At 73.5% G+C, this 23,546-nt stretch carries 19 protein-coding genes and 1 pseudogene; 6 read left to right on the top strand and 14 right to left on the bottom strand.

From position 1 onward, the window contains the following. Positions 1–67 precede the first annotated feature (67 nt). Positions 68–1,036: a DMT family transporter gene (locus ACIGAQ_RS33170; protein ID WP_399789583.1), complete on the top strand. Its 969-nt coding sequence runs from the start codon at positions 68–70 to the stop codon at positions 1,034–1,036. Here ACIGAQ_RS33170 and ACIGAQ_RS33165 read toward each other — a convergent pair. The 11 genes from ACIGAQ_RS33165 to ACIGAQ_RS33115 all read right to left on the bottom strand — a co-directional run bounded on the left by ACIGAQ_RS33165 (position 1,025) and on the right by ACIGAQ_RS33115 (position 15,933). Next, positions 1,025–2,392 (bottom strand): MFS transporter, encoded by a 1,368-nt coding sequence (locus ACIGAQ_RS33165; RefSeq protein ID WP_399789580.1) that lies wholly within the window; start codon positions 2,390–2,392, stop codon positions 1,025–1,027. The two genes, ACIGAQ_RS33170 and ACIGAQ_RS33165, sit on opposite strands and share 12 nt — an antisense overlap. A 192-nt stretch (positions 2,393–2,584) precedes the next feature. After that, the gene (locus ACIGAQ_RS33160) at positions 2,585–3,667 is read right to left on the bottom strand and encodes a Zn-dependent alcohol dehydrogenase (RefSeq protein WP_399789577.1); all 1,083 of its coding nucleotides are present in this window, start codon (positions 3,665–3,667) and stop codon (positions 2,585–2,587) included. 19 nt (positions 3,668–3,686) lie between these two features. Beyond that, the gene (locus ACIGAQ_RS33155) at positions 3,687–5,075 is read right to left on the bottom strand and encodes an aldehyde dehydrogenase family protein (protein WP_311683993.1); all 1,389 of its coding nucleotides are present in this window, start codon (positions 5,073–5,075) and stop codon (positions 3,687–3,689) included. Positions 5,076–5,276: 201 nt separating this feature from the next. Continuing rightward, positions 5,277–6,617, bottom strand: a complete 1,341-nt coding sequence (locus ACIGAQ_RS33150) for an ABC transporter ATP-binding protein (protein WP_399789574.1) — start codon at positions 6,615–6,617, stop codon at positions 5,277–5,279. 232 nt (positions 6,618–6,849) lie between these two features. Next, positions 6,850–7,872: a class F sortase gene (locus ACIGAQ_RS33145; RefSeq protein WP_399789571.1), complete on the bottom strand. Its 1,023-nt coding sequence runs from the start codon at positions 7,870–7,872 to the stop codon at positions 6,850–6,852. A gap of 412 nt (positions 7,873–8,284) precedes the next feature. Continuing rightward, a complete protein-coding gene (locus ACIGAQ_RS33140) occupies positions 8,285–8,872 on the bottom strand; it encodes a hypothetical protein (protein ID WP_362278973.1) in 588 nt (195 codons plus the stop codon). 100 nt (positions 8,873–8,972) lie between these two features. After that, the gene (locus ACIGAQ_RS33135; protein ID WP_399790118.1) at positions 8,973–10,280 is read right to left on the bottom strand and encodes an MFS transporter; all 1,308 of its coding nucleotides are present in this window, start codon (positions 10,278–10,280) and stop codon (positions 8,973–8,975) included. A 32-nt stretch (positions 10,281–10,312) separates the two neighbouring features. Beyond that, a complete protein-coding gene (locus tag ACIGAQ_RS33130) occupies positions 10,313–11,773 on the bottom strand; it encodes a CitMHS family transporter (RefSeq protein WP_399789568.1) in 1,461 nt (486 codons plus the stop codon). 135 nt (positions 11,774–11,908) lie between these two features. After that, positions 11,909–14,176, bottom strand: a complete 2,268-nt coding sequence (locus ACIGAQ_RS33125; protein ID WP_399789565.1) for a molybdopterin oxidoreductase family protein — start codon at positions 14,174–14,176, stop codon at positions 11,909–11,911. A 115-nt stretch (positions 14,177–14,291) separates the two neighbouring features. Then, positions 14,292–14,912: a TetR/AcrR family transcriptional regulator gene (locus ACIGAQ_RS33120; protein WP_311683981.1), complete on the bottom strand. Its 621-nt coding sequence runs from the start codon at positions 14,910–14,912 to the stop codon at positions 14,292–14,294. Positions 14,913–14,970: 58 nt separating this feature from the next. Next, positions 14,971–15,933 carry a hypothetical protein gene (locus ACIGAQ_RS33115; protein WP_399789562.1) on the bottom strand — a complete coding sequence of 321 codons (963 nt, stop codon included), beginning with the start codon at positions 15,931–15,933 and terminating at the stop codon, positions 14,971–14,973. Positions 15,934–16,085: 152 nt separating this feature from the next. On the opposite strand from ACIGAQ_RS33115, the gene hmgA reads away from it, so the two are divergent. The 4 genes and pseudogenes from hmgA to ACIGAQ_RS33095 all read left to right on the top strand — a co-directional run. Beyond that, complete coding sequence (hmgA, locus tag ACIGAQ_RS33110) at positions 16,086–17,402, top strand: homogentisate 1,2-dioxygenase (RefSeq protein ID WP_311683979.1); 1,317 nt, start codon at positions 16,086–16,088, stop codon at positions 17,400–17,402. A gap of 26 nt (positions 17,403–17,428) precedes the next feature. Further along, a complete protein-coding gene (locus tag ACIGAQ_RS33105; protein WP_311683977.1) occupies positions 17,429–18,178 on the top strand; it encodes a GntR family transcriptional regulator in 750 nt (249 codons plus the stop codon). A 61-nt stretch (positions 18,179–18,239) separates the two neighbouring features. Beyond that, a complete protein-coding gene (locus tag ACIGAQ_RS33100; RefSeq protein WP_311683975.1) occupies positions 18,240–19,385 on the top strand; it encodes a type ISP restriction/modification enzyme in 1,146 nt (381 codons plus the stop codon). A 159-nt stretch (positions 19,386–19,544) separates the two neighbouring features. After that, a pseudogene (locus ACIGAQ_RS33095) lies at positions 19,545–19,787 on the top strand (ABC transporter permease); the annotation flags it as partial. Positions 19,788–19,963: 176 nt separating this feature from the next. Here the strand turns inward: ACIGAQ_RS33095 and ACIGAQ_RS33090 are convergent. The 3 genes from ACIGAQ_RS33090 to ACIGAQ_RS33080 form a co-directional block, all read right to left on the bottom strand. Next, positions 19,964–20,230 carry a hypothetical protein gene (locus tag ACIGAQ_RS33090; protein ID WP_033312817.1) on the bottom strand — a complete coding sequence of 89 codons (267 nt, stop codon included), beginning with the start codon at positions 20,228–20,230 and terminating at the stop codon, positions 19,964–19,966. Between the two features lie 126 nt (positions 20,231–20,356). Further along, positions 20,357–21,172, bottom strand: a complete 816-nt coding sequence (locus tag ACIGAQ_RS33085; protein ID WP_399789557.1) for an anti-sigma factor domain-containing protein — start codon at positions 21,170–21,172, stop codon at positions 20,357–20,359. Further along, positions 21,169–21,711, bottom strand: coding sequence for a sigma-70 family RNA polymerase sigma factor (locus ACIGAQ_RS33080; protein WP_311683970.1), 543 nt, complete (start codon positions 21,709–21,711; stop codon positions 21,169–21,171). Before ACIGAQ_RS33080 ends, ACIGAQ_RS33085 begins: the two co-directional genes overlap by 4 nt. A 226-nt stretch (positions 21,712–21,937) precedes the next feature. Between ACIGAQ_RS33080 and ACIGAQ_RS33075 the strand changes: the two genes are divergently transcribed. Then, on the top strand, positions 21,938–23,470 hold the full coding sequence (locus ACIGAQ_RS33075; protein WP_399789554.1) for a DUF4331 domain-containing protein: 1,533 nt from the start codon (positions 21,938–21,940) through the stop codon (positions 23,468–23,470). Positions 23,471–23,546: the final 76 nt, after the last annotated feature.

Raw genomic sequence — 23,546 nt, 5'->3', positions numbered from 1 at the left:
GCCGGCCGCCGGTGCCCCGTCCGAAATCCGCGAGCCTCCCGCCCCGCCTCCCCCTAGCCTCAGGAGCATGATGAGCACCCCACCCGCCGCGTCCCCTCGTCGCGCCGAGACGCTGGCCGCCGCCGCGGCCGCGGTCACCGTCGTGCTGTGGGCCTCCGCCTTCGTCTCGATCCGCAGCGCGGGGGACGCCTACTCGCCGGGCGCGCTGGCGCTCGGGCGGCTGCTCGCGGGCGCGCTGACGCTGGGGCTGATCTGCCTGGTGCGGCGGGAGACGTGGCCGCCGCGCCCGGCCTGGCGCGGGATCGCGATCTCGGGCGTGCTGTGGTTCGGCTTCTACATGGTCGCCCTGAACTGGGGCGAGCAGCAGGTGGACGCGGGCACGGCCGCCCTGGTGGTGAACACCGGGCCGATCCTCATCGCGCTGCTCGGGTCCCGGCTGCTCGGCGACCCGATGCCGCCGCGGCTGCTGGCCGGGATGGCGGTGTCGTTCGCCGGTGCGGTGACCGTGGGCCTGTCGATGTCCGGCGAGGGCGGTTCCTCGGTGCTCGGGGTGGTGCTGTGCCTGCTGGCGGCGGTCGCGTACGCCGGGGGCGTCGTGGCGCAGAAGCCGGCGCTGGGCTCGGCGAGTCCGCTGCAGGTGACGACGTTCGGCTGCCTGGTCGGCGCGGTGGTGTGCCTGCCGTTCGCGGGGCAGCTGGTCCAGGAGGCCGCGCGGGCACCGGCCTCCGCCACACTCAACATGGTCTACCTGGGCGTCTTCCCGACCGCCCTCGCCTTCACGACGTGGGCCTACGCGCTGTCCCGGACGACCGCGAGCCGGATGGGCGCGACGACGTACGCGGCGCCCGCACTGGTCGTCCTGATGTCCTGGCTGTTCCTCGGCGAGGTGCCGGGGCTGCTCACGCTGCTCGGCGGGGCGCTGTGCCTGGCGGGCGTGGCGGTGTCCCGGTCGCGCTCGCGAGCGGCCGCCCGGGCCGCTGTTCCGGGAGCGGTTCCGGAACACCGGCCCGAGCAGGCGCCGGACTCAGCTCGCTGACTCCGCCTCCGCGCGGGCCTCGGCCACGGCCTCCGGCTCCGCCGCGCGGGCCCGGCCCGCGAGGACCTTGATCGAGACCAGGGCGATCACCGACAGCCCGATGATGTAACCGGAGACGGCCATCGAGGTGCCGGTCGCCTCCAGCAGCAGCACCATGACGAACGGGGCGAGCCCGCCGCCCGCGACGGCCGCGATCTGGTAGCCGAGGGAGGCGCCGGTGTAGCGCATCTCCGGCGTGAACAACTCGGCGAACAGCGCCGCCTGGGGGCCGTACATGATGCTCAGGAAGCAGCTGGCGACGAAGGTGCCGACCGCGAGCCACAGCAGCGAACCGGTGTCGATCAGCAGGAAGAGCGGTACGGCCCACAGGGCGATGCCGGCCGCGCCCAGGGCGTAGATCCGGATGCGGCCGACCCGGTCGGAGAGGGCGGCGGCGGCCGGGATCAGCACGAGCTGCGTGAGGCTGACGCAGAGCGAGACCATGAGGACCGGGCCCTTGTCCATGTCCAGTTCGCGGGTCGTGTAGTCGAGGACGCCCGTGATGAGGATGTAGAAGGTCGCGGTGTTCACGGCGAAGGAGCCGCCGGCCAGGAGCACTGTGCCGAGGTGGCCGCGCAGGATGGTGCGCAGCGGGGAGCTCTGCTCGGACTTCTCCTGCTCCGCGAGCGCCCGCTCCGCCTCGCGGAACGCGGGGGTCTCCTCGACGCGCGTGTGGATGTACCAGGCGAGGCCGAGCACCAGCAGGCCGACCAGGAACGGCACGCGCCAGCCCCAGGCGGTGAACGCCGAGTCGGTGGTGAGGGCACCGGCCAGCAGGAAGACGGTGTTGGCGGTGACCACGCCGATGGGGACGCCGAGCTGCACGACGCTGCCGTAGACGCCGCGCCTGCCCTCCGGGGCGTACTCGGTGGCCAGGAGCATCGCGCCGCCCCACTGGGCGCCGACGGCGACGCCCTGGGCGACGCGGAGCAGCACGAGCAGGATCGGCGCCGCGACGCCGATGGTGTCGTACGTGGGGAGCAGGCCGATGCCGGTGGTGGCGACGCCCATGAGCGTGAGGGCGAGGACCAGCATCGGCTTGCGGCCGCGCCGGTCGCCGAGGTGTCCGGCGACGATGCCGCCGAGGGGCCGGGCGAGGAAGCCGACGGCGAAGGTGGCGAACGAGGCGAGGACGCCCGCGGTGGGGCTGCCCGCGGGGAAGTACAGGTCGCCCAGGACCAGGGCGGCGGCGATGCCGAAGACGAAGTAGTCGTACCACTCGACGGCCGAGGCGAGGGCCGCCGCGGTGGCGACCCGGCGGCGGTTGCCGGCGGCGGGCGGGATGGGGACGGGCTGAGCGGAAGGTGCCGTGTCCATGCGGTGCGCGCTCCGGGGGGTGCGGGGACGGAACGGGGGGTGGCTCGGGTTCCGGGGAACGTACTGACCGGACGGTATGGACGTCAACGGGTCGTGCACCAGGACTTTTCACCTGTACGCGGCATGCAGTGGAGTGCGGACACGGCTGCGGCCCCGGCCTCGCGGGGAGGCCGGGGCGCGGGGTCGGGAGGGCTAGAAGACGACCAGGGCGCGGCCGCCCTTGCCCGCCAGCATGTTCTCGAAGGCCGCCGGGATGCCGTCCAGCCCGATGCGTTCCGTCACCAGGGCGCTCAGGTCGAGGCGGCCCGCCCGGACGTGTCCGGCCAGGACCGGGAGGTCCCGGGCCGGGTCGGAGTTGCCGTAGACGCAGCCGGTCAGGGTGCGGCCCCAGTGGAAGATCTCCAGGGCGTTGAAGGTGACCTGCTGGTCCTTGCCGCCGATGCCGACGACCGTGGTGCGGCCGCCGCGCCGCGTGGAGTCCCAGGCCGTCCGGATGGTGACGGCCCGTCCGGCGCACTCGACGGCCACGTCGACGCCCTGCCTGCCGGTGAGGCCGCGGATCTCGCGGGCGGTGGTGTCGGAGGCCACGAGGTAGTCGGTGGCACCGGCCGTGCGGGCCAGTTCCTCCTTGGCCGGGGAGACGTCCACCGCGACGATCTTCGAGGCACCGGCGATCCGGGCGGCCTGGATCGCCGCGAGGCCCACTCCCCCGACGCCGAAGACGGCGACCGTCTCGCCCTGCCGCACGCGGGCCGAGTGGTGGACGGCGCCGTAGCCGGTGAGGACGGCGCAGCCCAGCAGGGCGGCGTCGGTGAGCGGGACGCCGTCCGGGGCGGGCAGCACGCAGGAGGCGGGGACGACCGTCTCCTCGGCGAACGCGGCGACGTTCAGGCCGGGGTGCAGGTCGGTGCCCTCGGTGGTGCGGGCGTGGACGGCGGCGGCGCCGCTCAGGGCGTCGGCGCACAGCCACACCTCCCCGAGCGAGCAGGCGTGGCAGGCACCGCACGACGGGGCCCAGTTGAGGACGACCCCGTCACCGGGCGCGACGTGCGTGACGCCCTCGCCGACGGCGACGACCGTGCCGGCGCCCTCGTGCCCCAGCACGGCCGGGACGGGCAGGCGCATGGTGCCGTTGGACAGGGACAGGTCGGAGTGGCAGACCCCGGCGGCGGCGAGCCGGACGTGGACCTGGCCGGGTCCGGGGTCGGGCAGCTCGATGCCGGTGATCTCCAGCGGGGAGCCGACGGCGGGCAGGACGGCGGCGCGGACAGCCATGACGGAACGGACTCCCTGACTAGAACTGGAGGGACTTGGTCTGCAGGTACTCGGCCAGGCCGTGCACGCCGAGTTCTCGGCCGACGCCGGACTGCTTGTAGCCGCCGAAGGGGGCGAGCGGGTTGAAGCGTCCGCCGTTGATGTCGACCTGGCCGGTCTCCATCCGGCGGGCGAAGGCCACCGCCTCGGCCTCGTCCCCGGCCCAGACCGCACCGGCCAGGCCGTAGACCGTGCCGTTGGCGATCCGCAGGGCGTCCTCCTCGTCCTCGTAGCGGAGGATCGACAGGACCGGGCCGAAGATCTCCTCCTGCGCGATGGTCATGTCCTCGGTGACGTCGGCGAAGACGGTCGGGTGCACGAAGAAGCCCGTCTCGCGCGGGGCCCCGGGACCGCCGGCGACCAGGCGGGCGCCCTCGGCGACGCCCTTCTCGATGTACCCGCGCACCCGGTCCCGCTGCTTGGCGTTGACGACCGGGCCGATGCGCTCGCCGTACTTGGCGGCGGCCGTGGCGGCGAGGTCCACCGCCTCGTCGTAGCGGTCGCGGTGGACGAGCATCCGGGTCCAGGCGCTGCACGTCTGCCCGGAGTTGGACATGACGTTGGCGACGCCGACGTTGACGGCCTTGGCGAGGTCGGCGCTCGGGAGGATCACGTTGGCGGACTTGCCGCCGAGTTCGAGCGCGACCTTCTTGATCTGTCCGGCCGCGATCGCGGCGATCCGGCGGCCGACGGCGGTGGAGCCGGTGAAGGAGACCAGGTCCACGCCGGGGTGCTCGGCGAGGGCCTGCCCGGCGACCGGGCCGAGGCCCGTCACCAGGTTGAAGACGCCCGCCGGGACCCCGGCCTCGTGCACGGCCTCGGCCAACAGCCGGGCCACCAGCGGGGTGTCCTCGGCGGGCTTCACCACGACCGTGCAGCCCGCCGCGAGGGCGGGGGCGACCTTGGCGACGATCTGGTGCAGGGGGTAGTTCCAGGGGGTGATCGCGGCCACGACACCGATCGGCTCATGGTGCACGACGGAGTTGCCGATCTTCTCCTCGAAGGCGTACGTCGCCGCCAGCTCTGCGTAGGAGCCCGCGACCGCGATCGGCACCGCCGCGTGCACGGCCTGCGAGAACTTCAGGGGCGAGCCGAGTTCGGCCGTCACCGTGGCGGCGATCTCGTCGGCCCGGGCCGCCAGGCCGTCCCGGAGGGCCGAGAGGCGGGCGGCCCGCTCGGCGGGCGGGGTCGCGGCCCAGCCGGGCAGTGCCTCCCGGGCGGCCCGTACGGCGGCGTCGACGTCCTCGGCGGTGCCCGCCGGGACCGTGCCGACGACCTGCTCGTCGGCCGGGTTCACGACCTCGATCACGTCCTGGCCGGCGGCGGGGCGCCAGGCGCCCCCGATGTACATGCCGTCGTGTGCCTTCATCGCGCTTCCTCCGGGGCGGGGGCGTCGTCGTCCGGCACATAAACTAGCGACGATAGTTTTCCGGCGCCAGACGTCCCGGGGTGCCGGGCGGACCCGGTCCCGGCCATCTCAGCACGGCCGGGGCCCGCCCCGGGTGTGCGGCTGCTCACTCCGCGCCGCTCGCTCCTCCGGGCCTGGCGCTCCTCCCCCGGGCCGGGCCGCTCACTCCTCCAGGTCGGGCAGGTGCGCCGGGCTCGGGCAGATGCGGTCGCCGTGCTGGTCGAAGACGAACAGGTGGGCGAGGTCGACCAGGAGCGGCACCTGCATGCCGTGACGGAGGGCCAGGTCCGGGGTGGTGCGGACGATGAGGTCGCCGGGCAGCCGGGGTTCCGCGGGCGCGGAACGGGGTTCGGCGTCCCCGGGGTGCTCCAGGGCCACCACGGGTCCGGCCCGGCCGGCCGCCGTGCGCTCCCGCAGGCGGGTGAGGACCGAGCCCTCGCGGCGACGGCGCCGGGCGGGACGGCCGGGACGCGGGCGCGGGGCCTCCAGCTCGGGGACGACGGCGGGACTGGACCCGGTGTCGAAGTGGACCAGGATCTCGTGCCCCTGGAACTCCACGTGCTCGACCAGACCGGTGAGCGGCACCTCACCGGGGCGGGCCGCGCTGTGCTTGGCGATGCGGACGGCTTCCGACCGCAGCCCCACGATGACCTCGCGGCCCTGCTGGACCCGCAGCAACTGGTGGTCCAGGGACAGCGGCTCGGGCAGGCGCAGGAACTGCTTGCCCAGACTGATGGTCATCGCCCCGTCGAGCGGGGCGCGGACCAGACCGCGCAGCAGGTTGATGCGCGGGGTGCCGATGAAGGCGGCGACGAAGACGTTGCTGGGCAGCGCGTAGACGGCCCGGGGGCTGTCGACCTGCTGGAGCACGCCGCCGCGCAGCACCGCGACCCGGTCGCCGAGCGACATGGCCTCGGCCTGGTCGTGGGTCACGTAGATCGTGGTGACCCCCAGCTCCTTGCTCAGCTGGGAGATCTCGGCGCGCAGGTGCGTACGGAGCTTGGCGTCCAGGTTGGACAGCGGCTCGTCCATGAGGAAGGCCGAGGGGTGGCGGGCGATGGCCCGGCCCATGGCGACCCGCTGGCGTTCGCCGCCGGAGAGCTGGCCGGGCAGGCGGTCGAGGAGGTCCTCGATGCCCAGCATCCGGGCGGTGGCGTCCACGCGCGGGGAGGGGTCCGTGCCCGGGGACTCGATGCGCAGCGGGAAGCCGATGTTGTTCCGGCTGGTCATGTTCGGGTACAGCGCGAAGTTCTGGAAGACCATCGCCATGTCCCGGCCGGACGGCGTCAGGTCGTTGGCGTACTCGCCGTCGAGCAGCAGCTCGCCCTCGTCGATCTCCTCCAGTCCGGCGATCATCCTGAGCACGGTCGACTTGCCGCAGCCGGACGGGCCGAGCAGGACGAGGAACTCGCCGGGCGCGATGTCCAGCGAGAGCCGGTCCACCACGCGGACGCCTCGCGTGTAGGCCTTGCTCACGTCGTGCAGGGAGATGGCGCGTGTCATGAGGTGCCCCCGAGGGGTCTTCAGGGCGCTGGTGCTCCGCGGTCGGAAGCCCCGTACGGGCCGTACGGGGCTGTGGGTCACGGAAGTTAACGGAATGTGCCCGGCCGGGGGAAGACTCGGAACGGGATCGGGGGCCGCATTCCGACTGGCGAGAAGACGGAATCCCGGATTCGGCCCCAGCCCCTGCCCCGGCCCCGGCCCGGCCCCCGGCCGTCCGCGGATGCCGGTGAGGTCAGCGGATGCCGGTGAGGTGGGCGAAGACCACGACGTTCCCGGAGTAGCCCTTCCTGCGGTCGTACGTGCCACCGCAGGTGATCAGGCGCAGCTCGGGACGGCCGCGGGCGCCGTAGACCTCCTGGCTCGGGAAGTCGGCCTTCTCGTACGACTTGATCCGGTCCACGGTGTAGACGGCGGTCCGGCCGTCGGCCCGGCGGGCCTTGACGATCCGGCCACGCTTCAGCTCGGTCAGCCCCGCGAAGACGGCGGGCCCGCTGTCGGTGTCCAGGTGCCCGACGGCCACGGCGGTGCCCTGTTCCCCGGGCGAGGCGCCCTGCTGGTACCAGCCGACCAGCTTCGGGTCGTCCTCCGGGGGCGCGGTGAGACGGTGCTCGCGATCGAGTCCCAGCTGCATGACGGGGGCGTCGAGGCGGAGGTAGGGGATGAGCAGGCGGGTGGCGCGGGAGGGCGGCAGGGGGCGCAGCGCGGGGCGGGCGGGGTGACGCGCCGAGGGCCGCCCGGCGACCGGACGGGCGGTTCCCTTGGGGGTGACGGGCCTGACGACCGGCGTGGCTGCCGGCCTGGGGCGGGCCGGGGGGCGGCTCGTGGTGGGTGGGGCGCCGGGTCGCCGGGCGGCGTGGCCGGGCGCACGGGAGGCCGGGGTGGCGGGCGCGGTCTTGGGAGGCGCCGGTTGCGGGCGCGGGGGTGTGGGGGTGCCGGGCCTCGGGGGCGGGGCCGGGCGGGTGGGTGCGGTGCGGTGGCCCGGTGCGGTGCGGGCGGGTGCGGCGGGAGTGGCGGTGCGGGGGGCGGGGGCGGCGGAACGGGTGAGGGTGCCTGTGCCTGTGCCTGTCACGGTGGTGGGGTCCGTGGCGCCCGGCAAGGTGGCCGCGACTCCTGCCGGCCCCTGGGGGAGGGCGGTGACGGTGTCGCTGGGCTCGTCGCCCCGGTCCCAGCAGAGACAGCCCACCAGCAGAGAGACGGCCAGCACGATCGTCCGCGCCAGCCGGTAGGCCCGCCTCCGGCGGAAGGATCTGCGCACGGGCGGATACCCCGCCCCACCGCCGCCGGACCGACCACCGCCGGACCCACCGCCACGCCGCCACGCCGCACCGTGAGGGCCCCCACCGCCGAGCCGGATCACCGGCTCGTGCCCGTGACCGGCCGCACGCCGAGCACCGGCGGGACCGAAGCCGCGCGAACCAGCCACCCCCTCCCCGGGCCCCCGGTGAGCGGCACCACGCCGAGGCGCCCTCTCCGGTGGGACCGCGCGAGCCCCGGGCCCGCGCCACTCCGCCGGAACCGCCCGGGCCCCTGGCCCGCGCCCGTCCCTCATGCCGCCCCTGGCCCCGGCCCGGGGCGTCGGCCCGGTGTCGGACGCGGTTGCGGCGTTGTCCGTACTCGCCCCGCCCCCGCCCCGCCCTGGGTGGGCGGGGCGATCCGCGGAACGTGTCCTACGCGGCGCCATCGGGGCGGCGGCGGAGCCGGAACCAGACCGTCCCCGCGACGGCCGCGAGGCCGACCGCGGCGGCGCCGGCGACCGGCGTGAACGCCTCGCCGCGGGCGATGCCGCCGCCGCCCGCCGGCGGGCCGCCGACCGGCGTGGTCGGCTTGGACGTCGGGCAGTCGACCTTGAACACCTTGAACTTGCCCGCCCCGTGGGCCTGGTCGGTCAGCCACGTGAGCTTGTACTGCCCGTTGGGCAGGTCCACGGCCTTGGTGCGGCCGGCGCCGCTCGCGTCGGCCGTGAACGTCCCGGTGCGGGTGGCCCCGCCCGGGACCTCGGGCTGGGTCTGGATGGTCCAGTTGACCTTCTCCCCCGCGTCGAAGTTGAACGCGGCGAGGTAGAAGTCGCAGACCTTCGGGTCGTTGCGCTGGTCGTCGGCCCGGGTCGTGGTCGCGTGGATCTTGACGTCTCCGTTGTCCCCCGGGACAGGAGCGGCGACGGCGGGCACACCGCTCAGGGTGGTCCCTGCGAGGGTGAGGGCGGCGAGGACGGCGGTACGGGTGCCGGCACGGCGCGCGAGGGGTACGACGGGCATGAAGATGCCTCCAAGTCAGACGATTTTCATACAAACTCCTCGTCACCTGACTCTGTGTCACCTCACCGCCGAAAGGGGTGCAGCACCGCCCGACGACGCGTCAGATATCGCTCTTACGGCGCAGCGACACCCGCCGTCGGCCCGGCTTCGCGCCCTCGCCACCCGGCTTCGGCACGTCGCGGCCCGGCATCGCCGCCTCGTCGCCCGGCGCCGCCGCCTCCGGGCCCGGCTCGGGCGGCCCACTGCCCCGGGACCGCAGCGCCACCCCCGCGGAGACCAGCAGCAGCACCCCGAGCATCACGAACGGCGCCGCCACCCCCGCGACCCCGGCGATCAGACCGGCGGAGGCGGGCGCGGCGACCTGGCCGAGCCGGTTGCCCGTCAGACGCAGCGCCAGGGCCGTGGAACGCGCGTCCTCCGGCGAGGCCTGGACGACCGTCGTCATGGACAGCGGCTGCCCGACGCCGAGGCAGAAGCCGAGCAGCACCAGCAGCAGACCGAGCGCCCACACCGGCACCGGCAGGGCGATGCCCGCGCACAGCAGGGCCGCCAGCAGACAGGTGATGGTGAGCAGCAGGGTCCGGCCCAGCAGCCGCAGCAGGGGCGTGAGGACCAGCCGGCAGGCGATGGTGGCCGCCGCGCGCAGGCTGAGCAGGAGGCCGACCACGGACGGCGCGATGCCCCGGTGCTCGCCGACGACCGGGAGGTAGGCGGTGAGGATGTCGGTCGCGGACAGCACGGCCAGGCTGATGAAGATCCCGGCGGGCACGCCCCGGGTGCGCAGGATGCCCCGCACCGGCACCCGGTCGCCCTTGTGCGCGCGGGAGGCCGAAGCCGTTCGGCGGTGCTCGATGCGCCAGAGCGAGGTGAAGGAGACCGCCGCGGTCGCGCCCGCCGCGAGCAGGGCCAGCGCGCTGGTGCCGGCCATGTCCGCGCCGCCGATCAGCGCGCCCGCGGCGATGGGTCCGATCAACTGGCCGAGGGCCGCGCCGATGGTGAAGTGGCCGAAGTTGCGGTCCTGTTCGTGCGGTGCGGACTGGCGGGCGACCAGGGACTGCGAGCCGATGACGAAGCAGAGGTGGCCGAGGCCCATCACCCCGCTCCACAGGGCCATCGCCCACAGGGAGCCGGCCACGCCGCTGAGGGCGCAGCCGCCGGCGATCAGGACCACCCCGAAGGGCAGCAGGGGCGCGCACCGGCCGTGGTCGGTGCGGCGCCCCAGGGGGACGGCGGCGAACAGGGGCAGCAGCGCGTACACGCCGGCGATGACGCCGACCGCCCGCTCGTCCGCGCCCAGCGCGAGGGCCCGGTAGGAGACGGCGGGCCGGGCCATCGACACCGCCCCCTGCGTGAAGCTGAAGGCGATGACGAGGCGGAGCAGCCAGCCGCGGTTCCCACCGGGCCTCACGATGTCCTCCATGGGGAGCGTGGTACGAACGGTCAGATGATGCCGAAGAGCATGCCCGCCGCGAGGATGACCAGGCAGGTGAGGGCGGCCCACTTCACGACGAACCTGGTGTGGTCGCCGAACTCGACCTTGGCCATGCCGACCAGGACGTAGACGGCGGGGACGAGCGGGCTGGACATGTGCAGCGGCTGGCCGACCAGGGACGCGCGGGCCATCTCCAGCGGGGAGACGCCGTGCGCGGCACCGGCCTCGGCGAGGACCGGCAGGACACCGAAGTAGAAGCCGTCGTTCGACATGAAGTACGTCAGCGGCAGGCTCAGGATGCCGGTGACCAGGGCCATGTGCGGGCCCATGCTGCCGGGGATGACGTCCACCATCCACTTGGCCATGTGGTCGACCATGCCGGTGCCCTGGAGGACGCCGGTGAAGACGGCGGCGGCGAAGACCATGCCGGAGACGTTCAGGACGTTGTCGGCGTGGGCGGCGATGCGGGCCTTCTGGTCGGGGATGTGCGGGAAGTTGACGGAGAGGGCGAGCGCGGCGCCGAGCAGGAACAGCACCGGGATCGGCAGCCACTCCATGATCATGGCGGTGAGCAGGGCCACCGTGAGCAGGGCGTTGAACCAGTAGAGCTTGGGGCGCAGGGTGGGCCGGTTCGGGTCGAGGCCCTGGAGGCCGTCGTCGGCCCCGGCCGCGGCGTCGTCGTCGCGGGCGTCGGTACCGGAGCCCGCGCCACCCGTGACGCCCGTACCGCCGGTACCGGTCGTGACACCCGTGCCGCCCTTGCGCATGGAGACCTTGCCGTCGCCGGAGCCGCCCGCGCCGACGAGGACCGTCTCGGTCTCCTGCTCCTCCTCCAGCACCTCGTCCAGCGTCAGCACGCCGAGCCGCCGGCGCTCGCGCACACCGAGGACGTAGGAGAGGACGAAGACGAAGAGCAGGCCGACCAGGAGCGCCGGGATCATCGGGACGAAGATGTCGCTGGCGTCGAGCTTGAGCGCGGTCGCGGCACGCGCGGTCGGGCCGCCCCAGGGCAGGGTGTTCATCACGCCGTTGGCCATGGCGGCCACACCGGTCATCACGACCAGGCTCATCTTCAGGCGCTTGTACAGCGGGTACATCGCCGAGACGGTGATCATGAAGGTGGTGGAGCCGTCGCCGTCCAGCGACACGATCGCGGCGAGCACGGCGGTGCCGACGACGATCCGCATCGGGTCGGCTTTGCAGAACTTGAGGATGCCGCGCACGATCGGGTCGAAGAGACCGACGTCGATCATCACGCCGAAGTAGACGATCGCGAACATCAGCATCGCCGCGGTGGGGGCGAGGCTGGTCACGCCGTCGATGACGTAGTCGCCGAGGTGGGCGCCCTTGCCGACGAACACGCAGAACAGCGCGGGAATCAGCACGAGCGCCGCGATCGGCGACATCTTCTTCATCATGATCAGGACCAGGAAGGTCGCGATCATGGCGAAGCCGAGGATGGTCAGCATGAGTGGATACCTAACGTTCGCCCTTGAACATCCCACCAGGGCCGGCGGTGTCCGAGACGTTAGGTCCCGTCAAGCAGCGTTAACAAGACGTTGACGTGCGAGCAATAAGCGCAAAACTGCTGGTCACAGCTTTGCTCAGGTCAGGGCGGTGTGCTTTTCGGTCATCGCGGGACCTCCGGGGGCGGTCGCGGGGGCGACGTCGACGGGCACGCCGTTGAGGACCGCGTTGCCCGACAGCGGGTCGAGCAGCCGGCCGTCGAGGAGCTGGTTGACGTTGACGCCGGGGTCGGTCGAGGCATGGCTGAGGCGGGTTCCGGGGCGGTCGTGTCCCCAGCCGTGGGGCAGGCTGACCACGCCCCGCCGGACGGTGTCCGTGACCTCGGCGGGTGCGGTGACCTCTCCCCCGGCGCCCCTCACCCGGACCGGTGCACCGTCCGCCACGCCGAGGCGCTCGGCGTCCTCGGGGTGGATGTGCAGGGTGCAGCGGTTCGAACCGCCGGTGAGCGCGGGCACGTTGTGCATCCAGCTGTTGTTCGAGCGCAGGTGCCGGCGGCCCACCAGGACGAGTCCTTCGGGGCGTTCGGCCAGGGCCGCGCGCAGGCGGGGCAGGTCGGCGGCGATCGGCCCGGGCAGCAGTTCCACCCGGCCGCTCCTGGTCTTCAGCGGCTGCGGGAGGCGGGGTCGCAGCGGGCCGAGGTCGATGCCGTGCGGGTGCGCGAGCAGCTTCTCCAGGGTCAGCCCGTCCGGCGTCGCGCCGAAACCGTCGCCGTAGGGGCCGAGGCGCAGCATCATGTCCAGGCGTCGTTCGGGGCCGGTCTCGCCGGTGAGCCGCGCGGCGAGTTCGCGGGGGTCGCGGCCGTGCACGGGCGAGTGGGGTTCCTTCACCGCCTTGCCGAGGGTCTGGCCGATGACCATCTCGTCGACGGCACCGGGATCGGCCCCGTGCATGCCGGTCGCGGCGAGGATCAGCCGGGCCAGGATCTCCGTCTCGGCCATGCGGCCCGGCTCCAGTGGGACGGCGGGGCGGGTGTAGCGGACCTGGTTGCGCACGGCGAGGGTGTTGAAGGCGAAGTCGTGGTGCGGGCTCTGGGCGGGCGGGGGCGGGGGCAGGATCACGTCGGCGTGGCGCGAGGTCTCGTTGAGGTACGGATCGACGCTGACCATGAAGTCGAGCGAGGCGAGCGCCTTGTCGAGCCGGTCGCCGTCCGGCGCGGACAGCACGGGGTTGGCGGCGACGGCGATCAGCGCGCGGACCGGCTCACCCTCCTCGGTGGCGGTGTCGATCTCCTCCGCGAGGGCCGACAGCGGCAGTTCGCCCTTGGCCTCGGGGTGCCGGCTCACCCGGGAGTGCCAGCGCCCCAGGGCGAAGCCGCGGCCGGGTCCGGCGGGGCGCGGGGTCCGGTCGGTGGCGGCCTGCGGGAAGAGCGCGCCGCCGGGGCGGTCGAGGTTGCCGGTGAGGATGTTCAGTACGTCGACGAGCCAGCTGGCGAGCGTGCCGTGCGGGACGGTGCAGCTGCCGATCCGGCCGTAGACGGCGGCGGTCGGGGCGGCGGCGAGGTCCCGGGCGAGGGTGCGGACGAGCCCGGCGTCCACGTCACAGGCCCCGGCGACGGCCTCGGGGGTGAACTCCCGCAGGGCCTCGGACAGTTCCTCGACGCCCTCGACGTGCGGGGTGGGTTCGACCAGGCCCTCGTCGAAGAGGACCCGGGCCATCGCCGCGAGCAGCAGCGCGTCGGTGCCGGGCCGGACCGCGATGTGCCGGTCGGCGAGCTTGGCGGTGCGGGTGCGCCGCGGGTCGATCACGACGAGGGTGCCGCCCCGGGCCTTGAGCGCCTTGAGCTTGCCGGGGAAGTCGGGGGCGGTGCACAGACTGCCGTTGGACTCCAGCGGGTTGGCGCCGATGAGGAGCAGGTGGTCGGTGCGGTCCAGGTCGGGCACGGGGATGGCGTTGGCGTCGCCGTAGAGCAGGCCGCTGGAGACGTGCTTGGGCATCTGGTCGACCGTGGAGGCGGTGAAGACGCTGCGGGTGCCGAGGCCGGCGAGCAGGACGGGCGGGTAGAGGCCGCCTGCCATGGTGTGCACGTTGGGGTTGCCGAGGACGACGCCGACCGCGTGCGGGCCGTGCCGCTCGACGACCGGCCGGATGCCGGCGGCGACCGCGTCGAAGGCCTCCTCCCAGGTGGTCTCGCGCAGTTCGCCGTCCCGGCGCACGAGCGGAGTGCGCAGCCGGTCGGGGTCGGAGTCGACGGCCCCGAAGGAGGCGCCCTTGGGACAGATGAAGCCCTTGCTGAAGACGTCGTCGCGGTCACCGCGGGCGTGGGTGACGCGGCTCCCCTCGATGGTGAGGGTCAGGCCGCAGGTGGCCTCGCACAGGGGACAGATTCGCAGGGCGGTGCGGGACACGGGTCCTCCCGGGGCGACGGCTACGGTGACGCGCTGACGCGGCCGAGCATACCGACCGGTATGCATGGAGGGGAGCCCTTGCGGGGAACGAGGATGCGCCGCGGCACCCCGACGGTCAGTCGAGCGCCCGTGCCAGATAGGAGCGGAGCAGCTCCCGTGCCTCGTCGATGATCTTCCGGTCCCCCTCGGGAGCGACCCGGAAGGCCAGGTGGACGAGGGTGTCGGCGGTCTCCACGGCGATCAGGAACACCCGGCGCAGGTCCTCGTCCGGCTCGCGGTCGAGATAGCCGGAGAGGAGCTCGGTGAGGCGCTCGGCGACGCGGTGGTTCGGTTCGGCGTGGCGGGCGCCGACCGGGATCTGGTTGCCGAAGTCGACCAGGGAGAAGCCGGGCGCGGTGCGCTTCATCTCCAGGTACTCGTCGAGCACGGCGTCCATGGCCGTGCGCCAGCCGCCGCCGTCACCGGCCTCGCGCAGGCGCTCGGTGACGCGCTCGGAGTACCGCTCCAGGTTGCGCTGGGCCAGCGCGTCGGCCATCTGGCGCTTGTTGCCGAAGAAGCGGTAGACCGAGCCGATGGGGACGCCGGCGCGCTCGGCGACCGCGCGGGTGCTCAGGGCGTCGTAGCCGACCTCGTCGAGGAGGTCGGCGCAGGCGTCGAGGATCCTGGTCAGGCGTTCGGCGCTGCGCCGCTGCACGGGCGCACGACGGAGCGATGTCGCGTGGGGCACGGACTTCATGATGCACTTCCGGCGCGACCGGGTGAACCTCGCCCCCTGGCGGGCCGCGGGACGCCTGTCACGCCGGCCGGCCCAGCACGCCGGCGTGCCCCGCACCGGCCCGCCCACGGATACTCTCGCCCCCCGCCGCACCGGCCCGCCCACGGGCACGCCCGACCTCCACCGCACCGGCCGCACCGACCCGCCCGCGGGCTTTCTCGCCCTCCACCGGACGGGCCGCACCCGCCGGACGGGCCGCACCCGTCGGACCGGCCGCGCCCGCCGCACCCGCCGCACCCGCAGGACCGGTCGCAGCCGGCACACCTGCCCAACCGGCCGACCCCACCGCCCGCGCAGGACCGGCCGCGTCCGCCGCCCGCGCAGGACCCGTCGCAGCCGGCACACCTGCCCAACCGGCCGACTCCGGCGCCCGCGCAGAACCGGTCGCAGCCGGCGCACCCGCCCGACCGGCCGACCCCACCGCCCGCGCCGCCCCCGCCGCCGTCCGCGCCCACCGCCGGTCGGCGGCGTCCGGGTCCGGGTCCGGGTCCGGCCGCGAGGCCGTGACGTCGGCCGTGGTCTCCACCGGTTGGCCGTCCACCGCCCACACCGTGCCGTCGTCGGCGTAGAGGCGGGCCGTCACCTGGTGCGTGCCGCGCGGGACGAGGCGGGCGGGCAGCCGGTACTCGGGGGTGCGCAGCCGGGCGACCAGCCGGCCGTCGACGTAGAGGTGGGCGAGGCCGCGCCCGGCCACCGCCCGCTCCGCCGACCCGGCCGGCGAGAAGCGGAAGTTCCGCAGGGTCAGGCGCACGTCCCAGCCGCCGCCCGCGTCGGGCTGCACCTCGACGCCGACGTCGGGGGCGCCCGCGCGTTCCACCTCCCGGTAGGGCCGCCCTTCCTTGTCCCGGTCCTCCAGGAGTCTGCCCACGGGTGAGGGCGACGCTCCGCTCTCCGGTGCGCCGTCGGAGCCGCAGCCCACGGATCCGGCCAGGGAGAGGACACAGACCGCGAGCACGGCGAGGGGTCCGCGTGTCCACGACATGCCGGGGAGCCTAGAACAGACGTCCGGCCCGCCGGATCGTCCTCAAGTCGGGTTCGGGTCATCCGTCAAGAGGAGGGCCGCGTCCCTCTTGCGCCGGGGAAAACGCAATCCTACGGTGCTCCATAGGAATCGGATCGCAAGGGAGCTGCACCATGGGCGCGGACGCGCGGAAGACCGCCGAAGGGCTGACCTACCTCTCCGGCTTCGGCAACGAGCACAGCTCCGAGGCCGTCCCGGGCGCACTGCCCGAGGGCCGCAACTCGCCCCAGCGGGCCCCGCTCGGGCTGTACGCCGAGCAGCTGAGCGGCACGGCCTTCACCGAGCCGCGGGCCCACAACCGCCGCTCCTGGCTGTACCGGATCCGCCCGTCCGCTGCCCACCCGGCGTTCACCCGCACCCACAACGGCACGATCCGCACCGCACCCTTCACCCAGACCGTGCCCGATCCCAACCGCCTGCGCTGGAACCCCCTGCCCGACCCGGCGCCCGAGACGGACTTCCTCGCGGGCCTGTGGACGCTCGGCGGCAACGGCGACGCCACCCAGCGCACCGGCATCGCCATCCATCTCTACACGGCCAACGCCTCCATGCGGCGGGTGTTCAGCGACTCCGACGGCGAGCTGCTGATCGTCCCGGAGCGCGGCGGACTGCTGCTGCGCACGGAGTTCGGTCTGCTCCATGTGGAGCCGGGACATGTGGCGCTGATCCCCCGTGGTGTCCGCTTCCGTGTGGAGTTGCTCGACGACTCCGCCCGCGGCTATGTGTGCGAGAACTACGGCGCGCCCTTCCGCCTCCCCGACCTGGGCCCGATCGGCGCCAACGGCCTCGCGAACCCGCGGGACTTCCGCGCCCCGGTCGCCGCCTACGAGGACGTCGAGGGCCCGGTGGAAGTGGTGAACAAGTTCTGCGGCAACCTGTGGACCGCCACCTACGACCACTCCCCGCTCGATGTCGTCGCCTGGCACGGCAACCATGTGCCCTACGTCTATGACCTGCGCCGGTTCAACGTGATCGGCACCATCACCTACGACCACCCGGACCCGTCGATCTTCACGGTGCTCACCTCCCCCTCGGACACCCCGGGCCTGGCCGGAGTCGACTTCGTGGTGTTCGCGCCGCGCTGGCTGGTGGGCGAGGACACCTTCCGTCCGCCGTACTTCCACCGGAACGTGATGAGCGAGTACATGGGCCTGATCGAGGGCGCCTACGACGCCAAGGCCGAGGGCTTCGTGCCGGGCGGCGGCTCGCTGCACAACATGATGTCGGCGCACGGCCCGGACCGGGAGACCTTCGACCGGGCGAGCGCCGCCGAGCTGAAGCCGCAGAAGATCGACGACGGCCTGGCCTTCATGTTCGAGACCCGCTGGCCGGTGACCCTCACCCCGCACGCGGCCCGCGCGGAGCACCTCCAGGAGCGCTACGACGACGTCTGGCAGGGCCTGGAGCGGCACTTCAACCCCTTGCACTGATCATTTCCTACCGGTACGGATGGCCCGTGACCTCCTTCGCCCCGGACTCGATCGTCCTGAACCGCAAGCTGCCGCTCTGGTACCAGGTGTCGCAGTCGCTGCGCGCCTCGATCCTCGGCCGCTCGCCCCGGGACCCGCTGCGGCTGCCCACGGAGGAGCAGCTGGCGGGGCATTACGGCGTGAGCGTGCTGACCATGCGGCAGGCGCTGAAGGAGCTGGAGGACGAGGGGCTGATCTCGCGCCACCGGCGGCGGGGCACGTTCATCGAGCCGGACGCGCGCCGGGGCTCGCCGGTGCGGCTGCTCGGCTCGGTGGACGCGATCGTGGCCCAGCAGTCCGGCATGACGACCCGGCTGCTGGACCACGGCACGGCTCCCGTGCCGGGCGAACTCGCCGAGTTCTTCCCGGAGGTGGCGGAGGTCGCGACGTACCACCGGCTGCGCAGCGACGAGAAGACCGGTGAGCCGACCAACCACGCCCGCAACTACGTGCGTCCCGAACTGGCCGCGCGGATCGACCTCGACGATCTGGTGCGCTGGCCGATGACCAAGGTGCTGCGGGACGTGGTGGGGGCGGACATCAGCCGCATCACGGACACCGTGGAGGCGCGGCTGGCCGATCCGGAGACGGCCCGGCTGCTGCACGTGCCGTTGCTGAGCCCGATCCTGCACTACACGGGTGTCACGTACGACACCGCGGGGCGTCCTCTGGACGTGGCCGTCATCCACTACCGCGGTGACCGGTTCTCCTTCACGGTGACCCTGGAGGCCACGTGAGCGCAGCGGTCATGCGAGCGCCGTTCCCCGCGCCCCCAGGGAGTGCGGGACACGTCGTACGATGCGGGGCGTGACGCACGACGACGCTCCGCTGCTGGCGGACCTCATGCCGTGGTCCGTCGCACCGCCGCGGCTCGGCCGGGGCTGGCCGGCGGGACCCGACGCGGCGTCCCTGAAGGCCCGCTGGGACGCCCTGGTGAAGGCCGAAGGTCCCGACCGTGAGGCCCTGTTCGAGCCGAGCCGCTCGCGCACGCTGCACACCGCGGTCGGTCAGCTGCCCGGCCGTACGGACAGCGGCACGGAGAAGCTGGTCCGCGCCTCGGGTCCCTGCCCGGAGCCGGTGCGGGTGCTGTACGCGCCCTTCGACGAGCAGTGGCTCATCCCTGACCAGCGGCTGATCGACGCCGCCCGCCCGGAGCTGTGGCGGGTGGCGGACGAGCGGCAGGTCTTCCTGACGGAGACGCCGGAGGCCGTGCTGGCCACCTCGCTGCTCCCCCTGCTCCGGCCCGGCCGTGTCCGCCCGCTGTTCCGGCGGCCCGGCGGCCTGGAGCCGAACCTGGCTCCGGGTCTCCTGGAGCACCTGGGCGGCCGCCTGGGCACCGCCCCCGCACCGCTCGACGTCCTGGCCTGGATCACGGCCACGGCCCGCCCGGACCTCACCGTCCCGCTCACCGGGGACGCCGACGCGTGGGAGCGGGGCCTGGAGCACGGCCACCGGCTGCTGTGGCTGATGCGCCGCGACGGCGAGCGCCCGAGGCTCCCGGGCGGCCGCCGCCCCTACGTCCGCGCCCCGCTGCCCTCCCGGCCCGTGGAGCTGCGCTACGACCGGGACGAGGAGACGCTCCTGCTGGACGAGGGCCGCATCTCCCCCGTGCCGCCGGAGGCCTGGGACTACGAGGTGGGCGGCGTGCGCGTCCTGGAGCAGTGGTTCGCGGCCCGCGTCACCGCCCCCGAGCCGGGCACGCTGGCGGCGATCCGCCCGGCGACGTGGCCGCAGGCCTGGACGTCGGAGCTGCTGGAGCTGATCACGGTCCTGGCCCTGCTGGCGGAGACGCGCCCGCGTGCGGAGACGCCGGTCCCCGACCCGGTCACGGCGGCGGAGCTGCGCGCGGCGGGCGTGCTCCCCGTGCCGGCGGCGGCCCGCCGCCCCGCCTCGGTCCTGGGCGGCCCGGAGGAAGGCCCCGAGGGACAGCTCGCGCTGCTCTAGCCCCGGCCGTCCCGCTACCGGGCGACGAACGCGGTCAGGCCGTCGAGGAGCATCGTGCTGCGTCCAGTACGCGCTCCAGGGCCCGCCGGAAGACGGCTTCCAGGCCGACCGACCCGCTCTGCTCCGCGAAGGCCGCGGCCGGCAGCGGGGAGGCGCCCGTGGGCAGGGATCCACCTCGCTCTGCTCAGCCGTGACGAGGAGGCGGCGAGGGACGGTCGCCGAGTGGAATCCGATCAGCGCGGTGGCGACCGCCCTGCGGGACCTCTTCGGCAACGCCCCGGGCCCGACGGGGCGACCTGGCCGGTGGCTCACCCCGTCGCGGGGTCACTGCTGTGGTGCGTCGTGCTGCTCGGGGTGTTCGTGCCGCCGGCCGTGCGTCGGTACGCGCACGGGGAGCGGTGAGCGGGCGGCTCGGGACCGAGGCCGCGCGGAGCCCCCGTCATGCCGGGTGGGTCGGGACACCGACGGAGGCGTACCGCGCTCGGGAACACACCTGGCGCCGCTGCGTGCCGCGGGGATGACGGACGACGAGTGCGCAGCGTGCGCCGGGGGCGGTGCGACCGCCCGAGCGCGGGCCCCTACCTGCTGCCGAAGAGCGAACGGCGCAGTCGGCGCAGTGGCGCGAACAGCGAGACGCGACGCACGCGCGCGCCCCTGCCACTGCGGTCGTGCGGCTGACGCGCGGTCAGTTCACGCATCAGCGAGGTCGCCTCGACCGTCTCCCGCTGCGGGACGGCGGGGCCGCCGAGCACCGAGAGGTGGCGGTCGAGGCGCGAACTGGTCGCGCTGCTCCCGCAGGTGATCGCAGGGACCCTGGCCCTGCTGCGCACTGTTATCTGTTCCATGTCACTCCCCACCCGTACGAGTCCACCCGGCCCGGGCAGGTTAACCCTATCTCCCCGTCCGGGCACACGTGTATCGCGGTCACAGGATTCACCTTCCCCGTAAGGGGGTTGACGATGTATCTCCGATCACTCTCCGAATCCAACAGATTTCAGGGCGAGTTGGACGATCGGCTGCGTAGTGGGCTGGGGCGATCCGCCGGCGGGCTCGACGGTCACGGCCAGTGACGTCGCGGAGGTGCCGAGACCGGTCGCGACCAGCGGCGTGTCGCTCCGGAAGAGGCCCAGGGAGCGTGGTTGCGCGCCCGGGCGCATGAGCCACAACTGGTGCACGCGCCCGCCCGGCGGGGCGCCGTATCCGCCGAGGGTGACCACCGCGCTCCCCTCCGTGGCGGAAGCGATCACTCCGATCGTGCGGCCCCGGGCGTCCCGTCCGCTGCTCACACGGGCGTCCGGAGCTGCGAGAACGTGGGCGATCTCACGTGACCGGTCGCGCTCGGCGGCCAGTTCGTCCTGGGTCCGGTTCGCCTGCACGGCGAACAGCGACGCGACGACGAGGGCCGCGGCGGCGGTGGCCGTGGCGAAGGGCACGAACAGCGGGATCCGGCGTCGCGCCCGCTGCCGGGGCGGCGGCTGGGCACCCCACACGTGCGGCGGCAACTGCGGCGCACGCGCGCGGGCCGTCTCGCGCGTCTCCTGGGGTGCGGGGTCCTGCGGCGTCGTCCGGACGGCGGCGAGCACCCGGTCGCGCAGCGCGGCCGGGGCGGGGGCGGCGGTGGACCAGGCGAGCCGGACGGCGTCCTCGGACAGGGCGCGCACCTCGGCGGCGCAGCGGTCGCAGTCCCTCAGATGTTTTTCGAAGCGGACCCGCTCGGGCGGTTCGAGGGCGTCCAGCGCGTAGGGCGCGGCGAGCGAGTGCAGGTCCTCGCGGCGGAACAGGCTCATGCCACGCCTCCCAGGCACTCGCGCATCCGGGTCAGCCCGTCGCGCATCCGGGTCTTGACCGTGCCGAGCGGCAGGGAGAGCTGCTCGGCGACCTCACGGTAGGTGTAGCCCTCGTAGTAGGCGAGGGTGACGGACTGGCGCTGCAGCACCGTGAGCCGGTCCAGGCAGCGGCGCACCCACTCGCGTTCGAGACCCGCCTCGACCTCCTCGGTGACGTGGTCGAAGGCCGGCTGGCCGGCGCGCAGGGCCTCGCGTTGCTCGCGCTCCCCGGCCGCGCGGGCGCTGCGCACCCGGTCGACGGCACGGCGGTGGGCGAGGGTGAGGATCCAGGACATCGCACTGCCCCGTCCCGGGTCGAACTTCGCGGCGGTCCGCCACAGTTCGAGCAGCACCTCCTGAGCCACCTCCTCCGACTGGGCGGGGTCGCGCACCACACGCCGTACGAGCCCGAACACCGGGCCGGACACCAGTCCGTACAGATCTTCGAACGCCTTCTGGTCCCCGCTCGCCACGAGCAGCAGCAGTTCGTCCGCCTCCACTCGGTCCCCCTCTCCGAGGCCGCACCGGGCCTGTCCCCTCACACGAGGCATTCGCAACGCACACACCTCCGGATGGGGTTACGGATCAGCGCGCCGAAAACGCGGGTCGCCGGCGGTGAAACAACTTTTCAGACGCGCCGTAAGAACGTTTGAGATTCGACCAATCCGCTTCGCCGGCCGCTCCGAAGGGTGTGTGTCAGGCAAGTTGGCACGGAGGACGGACGGCATGACACCTATCTCCAGGACCGGTGCGGGACGCGGGAGCATCGCGACCGCGATCTGTGGTGCGCTGGCCGCCGGCGGGCTCACGGCCGCCGGCGTGACCGCGCTGGAACCTGAGGCGGCCTCCGCCTCCAGTCACCGGGAGGCCCCGCTGATCTCGGGGACCCCGCAGTACGACAACACGGACGTGTACGCGTTCGTCAGCCCGGACAAGCCGGACACGACGACCATCATCGCCAACTGGATCCCCTTCGAGGAACCGGCCGGCGGTCCGAACTTCTTCACCTTCGCCGAGGACGCGCAGTACGACCTGCGCGTCGACAGCGACGGGGACGCGCAGGAAGACCTGCTGTTCCGCTACACGTTCAAGACGCACACGAAGAACGACAAGACGTTCCTGTACAACACCGGCCCCGTCGAGAGCCTGGACGACCCGGACCTCAACATCACGCAGACGTACGACCTCGAACTGATCAAGCTGCGTCATCTGAAGGCGGTGTCGAAGACCAAGATCGCCGATGACGTGCCGGTGGCTCCGTCGAACGTCGGCAAGGCGTCGATGCCCAACTACGACACCCTGCGCAAGCAGGCGGTGCACAAGCTCGCCGGGGGCGCGCAGACGTTCGCCGGGCAGGCCGACGACCCGTTCTTCCTGGACCTGCGCGTCTTCGACCTGCTGTACGGCGGGAACCTCTCCGAGGTCGGCAACGACACGCTCAAGGGCTACAACGTCAACTCCATAGCCCTGCAGGTCCCGAGCAGCTTCCTCACCGCGTCGCACGACCAGCCGGTCGTCGGCATCTGGTCCACGACCCAGCGCAAGAACGCGCGCGGCTACTTCTCGCAGGTCTCGCGTCTGGGCAACCCGCTGGTCAACGAGGTCGTCAACCCGATCAAGGACAAGGACAAGTTCAACGCGTCCGCGCCCCGGGACGACGCCCAGTTCCTGAAGAACGTGACCAACCCGGAGCTGCCGAAGCTCATCGAGGCGATCTACAAGATCCCGGCCCCGGACGAGCCGCGCAACGACCTGGTCGACGTCTTCCTCAAGGGCGTCAAGGACCTCAACCAGCCGCCGCACGTGACGCCGTCGGAGCAGTTGCGGCTCAACACGTCCATCAAGCCGGCCGCGAAGCCCAAGCGGCTGGGCGTCCTGGACGGGGACACCGCGGGCTTCCCGAACGGCCGTCGCCTCACCGACGACGTGATCGACGCCTCGCTCCAGGTCGTCGAGGGTGAGCTGCTGGGCGCCAAGAACGACCTGGGGGACGCGGTCGACAAGAACGACAAGGACTTCGAGAAGTCCTTCCCGTACGTCGCGCTGCCGACGGAGGGTTCGCGCGGTCCGCTCGCCAAGGGCGTGGACGGCGGCAACGACGTCCGCAGCCAGCTGGGTGACGCGCTCCAGCCGGCCGGTGCGCAGGGCTCGGACGACATGCGCCTGATCGCCGCGTCCGCCGGCGCCGGAGCGGGCGGCATCGTCCTGATCGGCGCGGCCCTGATGTGGTGGCGCCGCATGCGGAACCGGGCGTACTGACGTACCGCCCCTTCCGCCCCCGGCCGGCGCGGTCCGTCCCCGCACCCCCACGGCACGGGCCGCGCCACCCCTTCCG

Source organism: Streptomyces sp. NPDC085932 (genome assembly GCF_044540525.1).
GTDB classification, from domain to species: Bacteria; Actinomycetota; Actinomycetes; order Streptomycetales; family Streptomycetaceae; genus Streptomyces; species Streptomyces levis.
Note: the sequence above shows the minus strand (reverse complement) of the source record. Positions and strands in the feature narration are given on the sequence as shown.

Coding starts and splice junctions, on each gene's coding strand:
- ACIGAQ_RS33170 (WP_399789583.1), top strand. CDS start 68: ATGATGAGCACCCCACCCGCCGCGTCCCCTCGTCGCGCCGAGACGCTG.
- ACIGAQ_RS33165 (WP_399789580.1), bottom strand. CDS start 2,392: ATGGACACGGCACCTTCCGCTCAGCCCGTCCCCATCCCGCCCGCCGCC.
- ACIGAQ_RS33160 (WP_399789577.1), bottom strand. CDS start 3,667: ATGGCTGTCCGCGCCGCCGTCCTGCCCGCCGTCGGCTCCCCGCTGGAG.
- ACIGAQ_RS33155 (WP_311683993.1), bottom strand. CDS start 5,075: ATGAAGGCACACGACGGCATGTACATCGGGGGCGCCTGGCGCCCCGCC.
- ACIGAQ_RS33150 (WP_399789574.1), bottom strand. CDS start 6,617: ATGACACGCGCCATCTCCCTGCACGACGTGAGCAAGGCCTACACGCGA.
- ACIGAQ_RS33140 (WP_362278973.1), bottom strand. CDS start 8,872: ATGCCCGTCGTACCCCTCGCGCGCCGTGCCGGCACCCGTACCGCCGTC.
- ACIGAQ_RS33130 (WP_399789568.1), bottom strand. CDS start 11,773: ATGCTGACCATCCTCGGCTTCGCCATGATCGCGACCTTCCTGGTCCTG.
- ACIGAQ_RS33120 (WP_311683981.1), bottom strand. CDS start 14,912: ATGAAGTCCGTGCCCCACGCGACATCGCTCCGTCGTGCGCCCGTGCAG.
- ACIGAQ_RS33115 (WP_399789562.1), bottom strand. CDS start 15,933: ATGTCGTGGACACGCGGACCCCTCGCCGTGCTCGCGGTCTGTGTCCTC.
- hmgA (WP_311683979.1), top strand. CDS start 16,086: ATGGGCGCGGACGCGCGGAAGACCGCCGAAGGGCTGACCTACCTCTCC.
- ACIGAQ_RS33100 (WP_311683975.1), top strand. CDS start 18,240: ATGCGGGGCGTGACGCACGACGACGCTCCGCTGCTGGCGGACCTCATG.
- ACIGAQ_RS33090 (WP_033312817.1), bottom strand. CDS start 20,230: ATGGAACAGATAACAGTGCGCAGCAGGGCCAGGGTCCCTGCGATCACC.
- ACIGAQ_RS33085 (WP_399789557.1), bottom strand. CDS start 21,172: ATGAGCCTGTTCCGCCGCGAGGACCTGCACTCGCTCGCCGCGCCCTAC.
- ACIGAQ_RS33075 (WP_399789554.1), top strand. CDS start 21,938: ATGACACCTATCTCCAGGACCGGTGCGGGACGCGGGAGCATCGCGACC.